Source organism: Butyrivibrio sp. INlla14 (assembly GCF_900102515.1).
In the GTDB taxonomy this organism is placed as follows: domain Bacteria; phylum Bacillota; class Clostridia; order Lachnospirales; family Lachnospiraceae; genus Butyrivibrio.
In genome coordinates this window covers 33,071-47,795 of sequence record NZ_FMVS01000025.1, presented here as the reverse complement: position 1 = coordinate 47,795, position 14,725 = coordinate 33,071, and the positions used below count along the sequence as shown (strand labels likewise).

7 protein-coding genes are annotated in these 14,725 nt (G+C 40.6%); 1 reads left to right on the top strand and 6 read right to left on the bottom strand.

All coding sequences use genetic code 11. From position 1 onward, the window contains the following. Positions 1-72: 72 nt before the first annotated feature. The 3 genes from BLO53_RS14875 to BLO53_RS14865 form a co-directional block, all read right to left on the bottom strand. Positions 73-735: a hypothetical protein gene (locus tag BLO53_RS14875; RefSeq protein WP_092063229.1), complete on the bottom strand. Its 663-nt coding sequence runs from the start codon at positions 733-735 to the stop codon at positions 73-75. A 23-nt stretch (positions 736-758) separates the two neighbouring features. Continuing rightward, the gene (locus BLO53_RS14870) at positions 759-1,394 is read right to left on the bottom strand and encodes a redox-sensing transcriptional repressor Rex (RefSeq protein ID WP_026488511.1); all 636 of its coding nucleotides are present in this window, start codon (positions 1,392-1,394) and stop codon (positions 759-761) included. A gap of 219 nt (positions 1,395-1,613) precedes the next feature. Then, the gene (locus tag BLO53_RS14865) at positions 1,614-9,419 is read right to left on the bottom strand and encodes a rhamnogalacturonan lyase family protein (RefSeq protein WP_176757303.1); all 7,806 of its coding nucleotides are present in this window, start codon (positions 9,417-9,419) and stop codon (positions 1,614-1,616) included. A 333-nt stretch (positions 9,420-9,752) separates the two neighbouring features. Between BLO53_RS14865 and hslO the strand changes: the two genes are divergently transcribed. Continuing rightward, on the top strand, positions 9,753-10,649 hold the full coding sequence (gene hslO / locus BLO53_RS14860) for an Hsp33 family molecular chaperone HslO (RefSeq protein WP_092063222.1): 897 nt from the start codon (positions 9,753-9,755) through the stop codon (positions 10,647-10,649). A gap of 83 nt (positions 10,650-10,732) precedes the next feature. On the opposite strand, the gene aguB is transcribed toward hslO, so the two are convergent. From aguB to BLO53_RS14845, 3 genes are all read right to left on the bottom strand, one after another. After that, positions 10,733-11,632, bottom strand: a complete 900-nt coding sequence (aguB, locus tag BLO53_RS14855) for an N-carbamoylputrescine amidase (RefSeq protein ID WP_092063219.1) — start codon at positions 11,630-11,632, stop codon at positions 10,733-10,735. Between the two features lie 65 nt (positions 11,633-11,697). Beyond that, the gene (aguA, locus tag BLO53_RS14850; protein WP_242875390.1) at positions 11,698-12,843 is read right to left on the bottom strand and encodes an agmatine deiminase; all 1,146 of its coding nucleotides are present in this window, start codon (positions 12,841-12,843) and stop codon (positions 11,698-11,700) included. Between the two features lie 57 nt (positions 12,844-12,900). Continuing rightward, positions 12,901-14,673, bottom strand: a complete 1,773-nt coding sequence (locus BLO53_RS14845) for a hypothetical protein (protein ID WP_092063213.1) — start codon at positions 14,671-14,673, stop codon at positions 12,901-12,903. Positions 14,674-14,725 lie beyond the last annotated feature (52 nt).

The following is a 14,725-nucleotide window of genomic DNA, read 5'->3' as shown; positions in this document are numbered from 1 at the left end:
TTTCCCCTCCACATGAAATCAAGTAGAAAACGGTTAGATTTCAAAAGCTGCCTATAATAGGCAGCTTTCTAATCATTCTACATATTCATCTTCTGCCCCTGAAAGCGGTCTCCTGATAGGATGTCTTCTGTCAGGGTCATATTTCATATCAAATATATCTACTACTTCTGGTCCAAATATCTGATGCATATAAGAATATAAATTATAGTTCTCCATTTCAGCTTCCTGGAGCCTTATAACATTCTTCTTAAGTTCTATTCTGGCCCTCGATATCCATTCATCAAGGCTCTTGATATCCGATGTATTGTCATGAAGCCTTTCGTAGCAGACCTTCATGGTTTCTACCATAAGCTTATAATCAATATCATAAATCTGCTTGGAAAGGTCTAAAAGTTCATCCTGATGTCCATCAAGCTTATCATTACATTCATTGATAAGGCGTGTTCTCTCAGAAATTTCCTTCTCAATAGCAGCTGAATTGCCAGCCTTGTTGGCCTTATCCCTAAGGGGCACAATCTCACCAAGAAGCTTTTTCTTAAGCTTCTTGATGTCCTTGGTCTGGCTTCTAAGCTTACCATCCCTCTCAACCAGGCTGTTAAGCTCATCTGCAAGCTGTTCTATTTCAGGTGTCATTTCTGTCTGCGTAAACAATTGATGCCATTTATTATCCAGCGTCAATATAGGGATACTCTTCCCTTGTAGCGCAGACATATAAACTTCATCGTCTCTTGCCATCAGATTCTCTCACTATCGTAAGTTTATGAGTTCTCGTACCTATTTATATTATACGATAATTTCATTAAACTGTCAGATAAATGTACATTTTCTACCTGAATATTGTTAGGAACTTCCAAGTCAACATGAGCAAAGTTCCATATAGCCTTTATTCCGCACTCAGCTAGTTTGTGTGCCATAGGAACTGCTTGTTCCTTGGGAATAGTCAAAACAGCTATCTCAATATTATTCTTTCTGACAAAGTCTTCCATTTCTTCTACTGGTCTGACTTCCACATCGCGGATCTTGGTTCCGTAAAGTTCAGGATTCTTGTCAAAAGCTCCCTTGAAAACAAAGCCTCTTCTAGTAAAATTGGTATATCCTGCAATAGCCTTGCCAAGGTGTCCCGCACCTATTATCACAAGGCTGTGTTCCTTGTCGATACCAAGTATCTTACTGATCTCATCATAGAGATAATTAACGTTATAGCCGTAGCCCTGCTGTCCAAAGCCACCAAAATTATTAAAGTCCTGTCTGATCTGAGAAGCAGTTACCTTCATGATGTCACTCAGTTCCTGAGAGGATATTCTCTCAACGCCCTTCTCCTTCAGATCCCCCAAATATCTAAAATAGCGCGGAAGTCTACTAATAACCGCCTGAGAAATCTCTTTATCTGCCATTATCTGCTCCAATTCTGCGTTTGTGAACACTCTAAACGCTATATAGTTAATAAGTTTAGTCTTGATTGTTAATAAATTCTCAAATTAATTATACCGATACGTTAAATAAATGTCAATCAATGATATGATACAAAACATGGTAAACAAAGAGTAAACAGCAAAAAAATTCCCGACCATTTCTGGCCGGGAATTATAGTTTCTGTAAATAATTTCTATTATTTAGCCAATAAGAACACCATTTTCATCAAAGGTATATTTCTTGAACCAGCGAGTAATTGTTGCATTCTTGACCATATGTCCCTCACTGTCAAAGAAATGTCTGCCATCATCAAGATCTACAAAGTTGCTTACTACGATATGTCCCTTAGCATTTGCATAGTATACATATCCGTCCTCAGCTTCTATGAGAGTACCTGCAGCCATCTTACCATCTGCTGCAAAATAGTATCTTGAAGACCACTTTGTCATGAAACCAGTTACCATATGTCCTTCACCGTCAAAATAGTACTTGCCATCTTCAAGTTCTACAAAGTCTGTCTTAACCATAGTACCATTCTGCTTAAAGTAATATGTGTAGCCATCGATAACGTGCTTTCCTGTAAGGTTAGAACCATCTTCAAGAACATAAGTTGTCCTTCCCCACTTTGTAACAAACTTTCCAGCAGGTGTCTCCTCAGCTGGATCTTCTTCACCGCCATAGTAAGAAGCATCAGTGATGACTCTGCGTACTACAAGGGCACCAACTCTTGGTGTGCCAGATCCAAACTCTACATTCAGCTGTCCGTCTGCTACTTCTGCAGTTACAGAAGTTACAGTATAAGTATTAGCAGCATTGCTAACGTTAAAGGCTACTCCTTCAACTGTTCCAGATACAGAACTCTTGTAAACAGAGTTACTCATAACTTCTACCTGATATGTGCCATTTTCTACATCAACAAGGAATGTTTCACCAGCTGGCAGACAGAAGTCTGTGTAAACAAGTCGTGGGAAGTCACCTTCAAAAGTAAACTCTTCAGTACGTCCTTCCATTGTAACGTCGCCATTAGCAAATCCATAGCCTTTTTCTTCTGTATAGTCACTTCCAAAGGTAGAAATCTTCTTATTTCCCTTCTTTGGGTTAACTGTAATGCCAGTCCATCCTTCAGCTACACGGCTTGTGCTGATACCAAAGTCAAACTTACCAACAGCCGGATATTTAACTGTTGCCTTTAATACTGCTGTACCATCGAAGTCTTCTACAGTACCTTCAATAGTAATTGTTGAGCCAAGACTTGTAACATCCATATCTGAAGTGTTCCATGTTACATTTGCAGCCTTTGTAGCTCCGCTAGCATATGTAGCAACTACTGTCTCTGGAAGTACATAATTCTTATTAAGGTACTCAACCTCAACAAAGCTGTCTGCAACTGATAAGATATAGTCGCCTACGATGTGTACTGTAACAGTAACTGTATCCTCTGTTCCCTCTACTGTTCCTGTAAGTGTATAGTCGCCAAGCTTTGTTTCATCAAACTTCTCTGTGTTCCAGTTTACCTTAACCTCTTTTGTTGTACCATTGAGGAAGGTTGCCTGTACATACTCAGGAAGTTCTACCTTGTTACCAAGGATAACTTTAATATCATTTAAAGGTGCATAGCCTGTAGGTACGTTTTCAATAACTGTAACTTTTACATCTACAGGATTTTCTGAATATCCGCGAATGTAAGCATGAGCTGTGTACTCACCAGGTGTTGAAAGGTCTACTTCACTTGCATCCCATGTTATTACTACTACCTGCTCAAGTCCATCAGCATCTGTTACAGATATAACTGACTTCTTCTCTGCAAGAAGATCAGCAACTGTCTGTCCCTTTGCAAGAGGTGTATCCTGAACAAGTTCCATACTTTCAAGCTCTTCATTGAGCTTAGCAATTGCAAATGTAGTCTGAACTGTAAGAGGAGCTGATACGAAGCTCTCCTTGCCATCTACTACTGCTGCAACTTTATATGAATAGAAGCTTCCTCCCTTGAGGTTCTTATCTGTATAGCTGTAAGCAGATACAGGATCAGTCTCTACAGGAGCATCTCCATAAACTGGAGTAAGATTTGTGATCACTACTGCATTAAGAATAGCCAAAGATCCTTCATTAGAAGATACAACTTCAATCTGTGAATTCTCTTCAAATACTACTGTCTTACTCTTAACAATATCTGCAACCTTAGTAGACTGTGATACAGTTCCGAGATCTTCACCATTTACAAGAACCTTGCAGTTATTATAAGCATTGTTGTTATATGCAGCGCCAGCATAAACATCTACCTTGTATGCTCCAGCAGGAACATCAATAAGGAATTTAAGCTCGTTATCAGCTCTTGTCAGATCGCAACATGCCTTTTCGATATCTGTCTGAGCATCTCCAGCATTCTCAATGCCAACACCAACTCTGTTCCAGTTTACATTAGCACCTGTGCCTACTGCCCATCCATATCCACTTGCCGCATTGTAATCATCTGCAAGAATTCTGATAAAGCCGCTCGCGTTGCTGCTCTTATAACCCATATCAAACTTCTTGAATACGTTGCCTTCTTCGTAGCCTACTATTACCTGTTCTTTTTCACTTCCTGCTATTTCAGAAGATGTAAGTCCACTAGCATTAAGTTCTGCGATTGTTTCATATTCGCCAACTGTCTCGTTTCCATTTTCATCTACTGAAACGTCAGCTCTTTTAACAACGTATCCTTCTACATCATGTCCGTATACACCATCATTTGCAGGTGTGAAATTAATAGTAGCACTTGTAGAATCAACTGCTCCTTCTGAAAGCTGAGCTGTAATAAGACCTTCAGAAATAAGGTAGCTTGTATGCGCAGGCTGGTTATAGCCAACATTCTGCCAAGCAACACCCTCTCTGTAAGCAAGGTCTGTAAGTGAGCAAGGAATTACATAATCTGTCTGGATTGTTGTTGAGTAAACTCTGATCTTGCTGTTATCAGAAGAACATCTTGCAACAATCTCATCTCTCCAGTCACCAAGGATATCAGCAACAAGTCCAAGGTTACCCTTTGTTCCGTTACTTGTAAGCACTTCTGATGACTCAAAGAGCATTACATTTGTTTTATTTACATAATCCCACTTCTCAATAGTTGTTGTAAGTGGAGCATATGCTGCATTGTTGAAGGTATGATCCTGCATTTCTGCAAGAAGGTCTCCATCCCAGTAAAGTGAAAAGTTTACTGCAGGAGTAACTCCATATGAAAGTGCGATCATTGCTTCATTTGTAGCATCCATCTTAGTAACGATGCCGGATTTTGAACTAAATACGTTTGCATTTCTGGAATCCCAGGATGGCTCATCTGATCCTGTGTAATTAGGATTAGCAATTGACCAGTACTCAGCGCCTTCTGCTGTAGGATCTATATCAGCTGCCATTCCACGTCCAGTATCTCTTCCTGTGTAGTAACCTGTAAGGATCTCTCCTGTTTCTGCATCATGGATTTCTACATGGTAAGCTGCATTGTCATGCTCATGAACATCCATTACCTCAAGACCAGGATTAGATGGGATCCAGTCACTAACATGCATTGCATCACCATGTCCAAGTCCTGTGCTGTAGAGAACAGAGCCATCATCATCAATTGTAAGTGAACCATAGATGATCTCATCCTTGCCATCTCCATCAACATCGTTGATGGAAAGGCCATGGTTACCCTGTGCTGTATAAGCAGAGCCATTATCAATAGCATCTGTATCAAACTTCCAGTAAACACCGATCTGCTCTACTTCCTTACCTTCTTCATCAGTTGTCTTTGTAAGGTAATAAGCTGTGAGTGTTGTTCTTGTGTAATATCCTCTTGCAAATACTGCAAATGGAGTTGTTCCATTGAGGTATGCAGTTCCTGAAAGGAATCTGTCTACTCGGTTTCCGTAGCCATCTCCCCAGGCTGAAACAGAACCTCTTGCTGGGATATAATCTACTGTATCAATAAGATCGCCTGTATTTCCCTTAAACATTGAGAAATATTCAGGTCCATCAAGCACATAACCGCTTGAATTTCTGTAGTCAAATTTTGGACTTACCGTATCTACAGGAAGTGCATCAGAATTGCATTCTCCAACATGTCCTGCCTCTACAAGAGTACCATTTTCATTTCTATAAGATGTTGTACCATCAGCAGTCTTAACTGCAATCTCTGCAATTCCGTCTGCGTCATAGTCCCAAACCTGGAACTGTGTATAGTGTGCACCAGAACGAATATTTACGCCAAGGTCAATTCTCCACATAAGAGAAGCCGCACCAGTTGAGAAGTTTACTTCATATCCATCAATGAAAGTCTTTCCTGTATAGCCTGACTTTGAGTTATCCTGAGCATTGCTTGGATACCACTTTACGATAAGCTCAAGTTCTCCATCTCCATCAAGATCTGCAACAGACATATCATTTGCTGTATATGTGCATGTTGAGCCATTTGGCATTGTCTCATCTTCTGGCTTATTAAGAGAAAACTCCATGTACTGGTTAGCCCATACTGCTGTATCTACAGCGCTAAGGCCAAGTGAAGAATCATTTGATCCAACAACTTTATAAGTATCAGAAGCACTTCCTGCCTCATCTACAAGGTTAGTTACGCTAAGGCCTGAAGCAATCTGCTGGCCATTTCTGTAAACATCAAAGGTTGTTGTAAGTTCTTTTCCGCTAAAATCACCAGGGAAGCTCCTCCATGAAAGGTAAACTCCGCTTGTGATCTGATTTCCTTCTGCATCTGTAGCTGAAACCTTAGTCTCTCCGCCAGCAGCGCCTGCAAGATTGATTGCAACTACTGCTCTTGATGCATATGATTCAAGTCCACCAGCAATAAGTGAACCAGCAACAGGTGTCACGCAAGTTTCTGAAAGCTCACCAATTCCGCCTGCGTTCATAGCTGCAACCTTGTAATAATGGTGAACATTAGTAGCAAGGCCTTCGCTCTCATCTACAAAAGTATTAGTTGTGCTCTCTCCTACCTTTGTAAACTCCTTAAATCCCTTATCTGTCTCAGCCTTTTCAGAACGATAAATGATATACTTGATAACACTTTCTTCTGCTGGACTTTCATCCCATGTAAGAGTAACTGTATTCTGAAGCTCAGTCTGTCCATTTTCAGGGCTTGTGCACTTAACATTTTTAACTGCTACAGGAACTGTTACACTCTTATCGAGCATTTCCTGAGTTACAATATTACTTGGTGCTGACTCAGATCCATCTTCAACAACACATGTCATATAGTAGGAATATGTCTCGCCAAGTGCTGCCGACATAGCACGGCAGTCAAGCTCATTATCAATAAGTTCCTGTGCTGTATAGCTCTTTACAATATGGAACTCAGCATCTGAATCACTCTTCTGGTAAACGTTGTAGGATACTGCATTCTCAACCTTTGTAAATGAAAGAAGGAATGTAGCTGTTGTTGTGCCAAAAGAAAGCTCTGTAATAGCAAGATTTCCTGGTGCTGGAAGAAGTGATGTGATAGTAAGACCATTGATGTACTGGTTAGTACCTTCAACTGTGATGTTCATCTGGCCATCTTTTACTTCTACAACACCTGTGCAGCTTCCAAGGGACTGCTTGCAGGCAATTGAGCCAATTGACTTACCCTCTGCTGAATATGCTGCCTTAATTGTACTTGTTCCGCTCAAAAGATCTGCTGCATAAATAGTAACTTCATATGAACCGTTTGGAAGATCTACAGCAAACTCACCGCTTCCAAGGTTAAAGTCGTCTGCCATTGCAGATGAATCAGCGTTACCATTTCCGCTTCTGTCGCGGCCGTTATTTGGAGCTGTAATCCAGCCATAGCCCTTATCAGCTGAATACATCTCATTCTGGTTAACGCCTGTCCAATCCTTCATTGTAGGAGAATTGTTATAGTTAAAGTCAAAACGATATCCAGCTTCCTTGGTCTTAACAGCAATCTTGTCAGAGAATTCTCCAACACCAAAGCTGTTAAATCCAGCAACTGCATATACATAAGTTGCAGCACCGCAGTTAGGATCTACATAACTGGTCTTGCCAGATACGGAATACTTTTCTGCACCTGTAAAGTCAATATCATCAATTGTCTTGCCCTCAGGAAGTTCTGCTCTATAAATATAGTAGAGTTCTGATCCTTCTGAAGCTTCCCACTCAAGTGAAATACTTGTTGCACCAACTGATGTTGTCTTAAGGCCTGTAGGCTTTTTAGGTGCCTCAGTAGCTGTATGTACAACTACAAGAGAAGCAAGATCATCAAGCTTGTCATTAGCTCCCTCAACATCACCATTTGCATAGTCGACAATACCCTGAGCTACGCAGCCAGCGAATTTAAGTGCTCCATAGTACTGAAGGTGAGTAGAATCATCTACGCCGCCAGCATATGCACCTGTTGACACTTCTCCAGCAGCCAGCTTAAGGAAAAGCATCTTGGAGCCTTCGATTCCAAAGTTGTTACATACGTCGATCGAACGCTGTGTAAGGTCAACATATGGAATATCATACTCAGAAGCAAGACGCAGCATTACCTGTCTGTAAGCTTCAAAGTTGCTTGCAAAAGATTTTAAAGTTCCATCTGAATTTGTAGTGTAGCTGTAACGGGCAACTGGAGTTACAAGTACAGGTGTAGCACCTCTTTCAATTGCACCATTTACATATACCATGATCCACTTTTCAAAATCATCTGCTGAAACATAGCGGTTTGGTCTTGAATAAGTAGCATCATTATGTCCCCACTGAACAAGGAGGTAATCACCAGGCTTGATGTCCTCTAAAAGGTCATCAAACTTACCTTCGTCAATATAGGACTTTGAAGAACGTCCACCGATTGAACGGTTCTCAACTATAGCATTTGTAGTTTCATAGGTCTGTGACTGACTAAATCCGCAGTCTACGCATTCTCTTTCCTCTACAAGATCACCAAAGTATGATGAAAGAACCTGTCCCCATCCAGTCTGTGGATAGTAATAAGAATCATAGGTCTGAACTGTAGAATCAGAAGCCACAAATACTGTAGGCTTCTCACCCTTTTCTTCTGTAGCAAGGCGTGTTACCTTTACTTCAGATATGTAAACCTTTGTTGTCTTGGCATCATTCATAGATGTGGCTGAGCTTGTGCCAAGGAATTTAAGATTAAGCTTTCCATCAACAAGGTTAGCCTCAAACTCTTCTGTCTTAGTCTCGCCTGCAGGAACTGTGATTCCTGTAACCTTTGTGATATCTTCTGCCTCAAGAGCAGCTGTGTAGCTTTCTGATGTAGGGTTAGTAAATGTAACAGCTACCTTGTAATCTGCATTGTAAAGATCAAGATCAAAGGTTGATGTGCTCTCATAAGTGTAAACACCATATCCTGTGCTCTCTGTCTCTGTCCATATCTTGCTGGCTATAGCAACATAAGTATCAGCATCAACAACATTGCCGGCGCCTGCAGAAACTAAAGGAACTCTTGGATAGTAAATATTGTTTGACCAGCCCTTAGCCTCCTGGCTATAGTCAACATCACTAAATCCGTAGCCCTTTTCCTCATCATAAACGTTTTTAGAACTTACATCTCTGCCTTCACCAAACTTGATATCAGCAATAACTGTATCTTCAGTAAAGTTCTCAAAGCCATCCTCTCCCTGATCAGCTATAACGCCGTCTGAGAGTTCAGCCTTAAGTTCTGTTGTAGAAAGAGTCTTTTTTGCCCCGAGAACATCTGCTGAAGAATCAGAAGATGCTTCTGCAGACGCTTCCTTAGATGATTCCTCATCTGACTTTTCCCCTGAAGCCTCTTCGGAAGACTCCTCCTTGCTTTCTTCAGACTTCTCTAAAGAAGCCTCTTTACTACCGTTTTCTTCAGTGCTGCTGCCATTGTTTGCAGCACCTGATTCTTCCTGCACTTCCTCTTCTGAAGATAAAAGAGCCGCAGCTCCTTCCTCAGCAGAAACGGTAATAGTGCCTGTGGCTGTAGCAATACTTGACGCTGCCATTAAGGCGCTCATTGAAAGAGCAAGGCCCTTCCCTAGTGCCTTGGAACGAAAGTTACTACCTTTGTACATCCCAACAACCTCCTTTTTCCTTTCCCCTCTTTTTGGTAACATTTTAAGAATTGCAATCCCCCTCTAGATCGCAGACAATAAAAATGTCACAAATTATGTTGTATCTAGTATGATATTTTAGGCATTTTGCTCGATTTTAGCATTTCATTTTTCAGATAATATTTTGCATTTTTGACCATTATCTAAATTGCTTTAGCAATGATGGTCAAGTAATAAATCTAGATTTAACCAGTAATACCACTTAACATTTACAGAAATTGATTTATCTATTATTATTTATGGGTTAGCAAAAACAATCACATTGTTCATATAGAAAATAGCGAGGAAATTTAAATGGCATATAAAGATTATATGGTTAGAGCAACAGCTGGAAATGCTCAGATCAGAGCCTTTGCAGCAACAACAAAAGATCTTGCAGATTATGGCAGAAGAGCCCATGGACTTTCCCCAATTGCTACAGCAGCCCTTGGAAGGCTCATGACAGGTACTGTAATGATGGGACAGATGATGGACAACGACAGTGATATGATCACTGTTAAAATGGATGGCGATGGCCCCCTCAAGGGTGTTCTTGCAACCGCAGACAACAAGGGAAATGTTAAGGGCTATGTCGTAAACCCATACGTTATCATGGAGCCAAATGCCGAGGGACATCTTAACGTAGGTGGCGGAATTGGCGAAGGAACCATGACCGTAATAAGAGATATGGGGTTAAAAGAGCCATATGTTGGCCAGGTACCTCTTTATTCAGGAGAGGTGGCAGAGGACTTCACCTACTACTTCACAAAGTCTGAGCAGACTCCTTCTTCTGTTGGCCTTGGTGTTCTGGTAGAAAGAGAAAATCTTTCTGTAGTTGCTGCCGGTGGTTTCATTGTTCAGCTCATGCCTTTTGCAGACGAGCAGACAATTACACATCTTGAGTTCAACCTTGGAAAGTTCACTTCAGTTACAGATATCCTTAAGGCAGGTAAAACCCCAGAGGATATGCTTAAGATTGTTCTTGATGGATTTGATATTGAGTTTACAGACACAGTAGATCTTAACTTCTACTGCAACTGCGACAAGGACCGTGTAGAAAGAGCTCTTATGCTCATCGGCGAGAAAGAAATTCAGGGCATGATCGATGATGGAAAAGAGATTGAGCTTAAATGTCAGTTTTGTAATAAAGCTTATAAGTTCAGCGTTGATGAACTAAAAGAAATAAAAGAAAAAGCAAAGATAAAGAAATAAAAAGCAGCTGCCACTTAGAAGGTCTTTGGTCATCTAAATGGCAGCATTTTTCTTTTGAAATAATTTTGTCTATTTACAAATAATCATTTAGTAATTAAACCATAGCATTCAGGTCTTCTGTCCCTGAAAAGCCCCCAGGAAGCGCGAAGCTTGGCATTTTCTGCAAAGTCATATTCTGCATAGATGATTTCCTCCTGGTCACGGCTAGCCTTTGCTATAACTTCCCCAGTATGGTCAGTTAAAAAGCTACATCCATAGAAAGTAAGGGATGACTTCTGGCCTCCATTTTCTTCTGATGGCTCAACATCCTCTTTTCCAATTCGATTGGCTGCCACAACCGGAATGATATTAGCTGCAGAATGTCCCTGCATCGTACGCATCCAATGTCCTGAGCTGTCCACATCAAGAATTGGCTCTGAGCCAATAGCTGTAGGATAAAGGATAATATCCGCTCCTTGAAGAGCAAGACATCTTGCCGTCTCTGGAAACCACTGATCCCAGCAAATGCCAACACCAACCTTGCCATAGGCAGTGTCAAACACCTTGAAGCCAGTATTACCAGGAGTAAAATAGAATTTTTCCTGATAATAATGGTCATCCGGAATATGAGTCTTGCGGTACACTCCAAGTTCACTTCCGTCAGCATCTATCATCACAACTGAGTTATAGAATGTATTTCCATCCTTTTCAAAAACACAGATTGGCATAACAACCTTAAGGTCTGCGCAAAGTTTCTTAAAGTGCTGCACTGCAGGGTTTTCTGAAAGAGGAAGAGCCAGTTCATAATAGTCATAGCGCCTTTCCTGGCAAAAATAGAATCTCTCAAAAAGTTCTGATAAAAGAATTATTTTTGCCCCATTTGCTGCAGCCTGCCTGGTAAGTCTGTCTGCTGTTTCTATATTTCTTTTTACCTGCTCCTCATCTGAAGAAGCAATTGTGCCACATGCAAACTGCACACTGGCTACTTTTATTTTATTGCTCATAATATTTATTTTACCTCGTTATTGTAATAATATGCCTGTTTATGATTAGACTTCCAGGTAGTCTCTTACTCACCCAGATTATTTTCCGGAATCTGCTGAGTAATACAATGGATGTTTCCGCCTCCAAGAAGAATGTCCCTGGCTGGAATTCCAATCACTTCTCTGCCTTCGCATATACCTTCAAGTATAGAAATAGCTCTCCTATCACTTTCTGCGTTGTCTCCGCCAAACTGAGGAACAAGGGCTGCTCCATTTATAAAGTAGAAATTAACGTAGCTTGCTGCAAGTCTCTCGCCCACTTCTCTGGAATCCTCGCCCTCTTCAAACTCATAGTTATCAAGGTCCTCTTTGGAAACAAGAACGGGATGATCCGGAATAGGAAGCTTGTGGACTACAAGCTTTCTGCCTTTTGCATCTGTCTCTTTTTCAAGATATTCAAGATCTGCCTTGGACATGGCATACTGTGGATCATTCTCATCATCAGTCCAGGCAAGGACCACCTCACCAGGCTTTGTAAACGCACAAACATTATCAACATGTTCATTGGTCTCATCATTGTAAATCCCATAAGGAAGCCACAAAACCTTCTGAACATTCAAATACTCTTTTAACTTGTCTTCTATCTGTTCTCTTGTAAGCTTTGGATTTCTTCCCTGGCTCAAAAGACAAGTCTCAGTGACCATGACTGTTCCTTCACCATCACAATGAATAGAACCGCCCTCTAATACAAAAGGAGCTGCATCGAAAAAAGGAACTTCTATCATATCGCAGAATTTCTCAGCCACCTTGTCGTCCTTGTCCCAGGATGCATATAGACCGTCCACCTCACCGCCCCAGGCGTTAAAAGACCAGTTGATACCGCGAATCTCAGGCAACGCGCCATTATCTTTTACTACAAAGGTTGGCCCCACATCCCTGGCCCAGGAATCGTCAGATTCTATAGGAAGTATAAGGCACCTGTTCTCAAGGACATCTGACAAAGTATCCTGTCCTGTCCTTTGGACAAAGTCAGTTATAACTTCATCCATAAAATCTTTGGCCTCAGCAAAGTGCTCTTTATCTGTCAAAAGATAGAGGTTTTCCCTTTTCATTATCTCTATAAATACACTTGCAAAGGAACGCAGGGCTCCGGACCTATCCTTACCCCAGCTCCCTGCCCTTGTAGGATATATCATTATAGTGCCATCATGTTTTGAAAACTCTGAAGGCATATAAAAGCCATCTTTAATTGGTGTAGAATCAGTAATCTTTCCCAAAGTTTCACCTCATTAAAATACTTTATAAATCCAACCACCGTAGTAGTAATAATCGCCCTCAAGATCGTCAAAATGAAGGAATGGAATATTATCTATCCTGGTTAAGCTTCCATATCTACCTTTTCCTTCTTTTTTCTCATCTTTTTCTAAATTGTATGCGCACCATTTACCATCCTTACCATAGACAATTTCGCCCTTTTTAAAGTCAAAGAAAAACTGTCCATTTGTACCTTCTTTATTCATTTCAACATCGGTATCAATAAGAATATCCTCTTCTTTGTCGCAATTATAAGCGTACAGCTTTCCGCCCTCTGTAAGAATCATAAAATTATACTTTCCAGAATGGCAAACACAGTAATCTACAACTTTTTCTTCATCAAATCTGATGAATTTTTCATTCTGATCGCCAAGAAGATTTCTCTCAAAATACAGTACGCCATCCTCTATATAAGAAATCCAGCCATCATAATGGTATTCAACTTGATTGCCAAGCTTTCTAGGAAGTTCCACCGCGTCTGCCTTCTCATTTCTGCGATCAATAGCAACATAGTACTGTTTCCCGCTTTTATCCTCCAGAACGCAGCTATGAATCCACTGGTTTACGTAATGACCATTTCTGTAGCCGTAATCCCACATCTGGACATTTTGTACCTTTTCAAGACCATTTATATTAAAAGGCATCATTTCTTCAGTATTATTTGGTACATAGAAATAAGCCTTGTCGCCATCCCTGATTATGAAACTATAATCATTAAATGCATAGAATTCATCAATATTTCCTGTGTATATCTTCTTTCTTTCATCCTTATTGTAAAAATATGCTACATATAAATCTTTTTTATCCTGATCATAGTAATACAAATAAGAACCGTCAGTATATAACGGCACGCAGTTTCCATCACTAATGACTGTATCCTCAATCGGATACTTTTCATCTTTTGTTCCAATGTCGTCATCAAACCAGACTTTATGCATAGAGTATTTGCCATCAGTATACTTAGTGTAATAAGCATAAAATCCACGATTCCCGGTTTCTGTCATTCCACCAGTTCCCACAGAGGATGCCACCACATCTGTAGCTACAAGCTGAGGATCCTTCCAAACACAGTCAAAGAAATACAAATCTCCAATGGTGCCATCAGCAGAAGTAGGCATTATGTAGGCTGTGTCTCTATATTTTAGAATAAATGGATTGATTGCTCCCTGTGGATATTCCAGGAAACCGTCAGAATACTCATTGATAGAATAGCTTTTTCCATCAATAGTAAGGACATAGCTATTATATTTGTAGCTTTCAAGTCTCTCTGGCTGTTTACCTTCTAAAACATTTTCGATGGTCAGGATTTCTTCGCTATTTATGACCTCCCTATACTTGTTGGTCATTAAACGATTGCCTTCTCTTATGATAAAAAAGTCATCACCATCTGAAGCAAAGCTTCCCAAACCTGTTCCAAATGTTATGGGAAAATCCTTATTGTGAGGAATAGCACCATCCTCTTCACTTTCTTCAGCCTCAGCTTTGGCAGAAGAAAGGTCGCTATCCGCACTAGTGGATGCTATAGTGCTGGCTGCTACAGTGCTGTTATCACTGCCTGCTTCTTCATTTTTCTCAGTCTCTGCGCTATCTGAAATTGAGCCATTCTCCGAACCACTGTCACTTAACGCCCCTGGATAAATACCCTTAGCGCCATACTTGTAGGAAAAAAAAGCTCCTACAGAAAAAGTAATAATTGAAACTGCAACCAAGGCAGCCAAAGCCCCAACGCCTTTTTTCTTTTCACTCATTTACACACTACTCCTCAAACTATATATTTGATAAATGCCCCCATTGTACATC

What these genes read in the sequence shown, in the direction of transcription:
- BLO53_RS14870 (WP_026488511.1), bottom strand. Translation starts at nt 1,394, where the DNA reads ATGGCAGATAAAGAGATTTCTCAGGCGGTTATTAGTAGACTTCCGCGC.
- BLO53_RS14875 (WP_092063229.1), bottom strand. Translation starts at nt 735, where the DNA reads ATGGCAAGAGACGATGAAGTTTATATGTCTGCGCTACAAGGGAAGAGT.
- hslO (WP_092063222.1), top strand. Translation starts at nt 9,753, where the DNA reads ATGGCATATAAAGATTATATGGTTAGAGCAACAGCTGGAAATGCTCAG.
- BLO53_RS14865 (WP_176757303.1), bottom strand. Translation starts at nt 9,419, where the DNA reads ATGTACAAAGGTAGTAACTTTCGTTCCAAGGCACTAGGGAAGGGCCTT.
- aguB (WP_092063219.1), bottom strand. Translation starts at nt 11,632, where the DNA reads ATGAGCAATAAAATAAAAGTAGCCAGTGTGCAGTTTGCATGTGGCACA.
- BLO53_RS14845 (WP_092063213.1), bottom strand. Translation starts at nt 14,673, where the DNA reads ATGAGTGAAAAGAAAAAAGGCGTTGGGGCTTTGGCTGCCTTGGTTGCA.
- aguA (WP_242875390.1), bottom strand. Translation starts at nt 12,843, where the DNA reads ATGCCTTCAGAGTTTTCAAAACATGATGGCACTATAATGATATATCCT.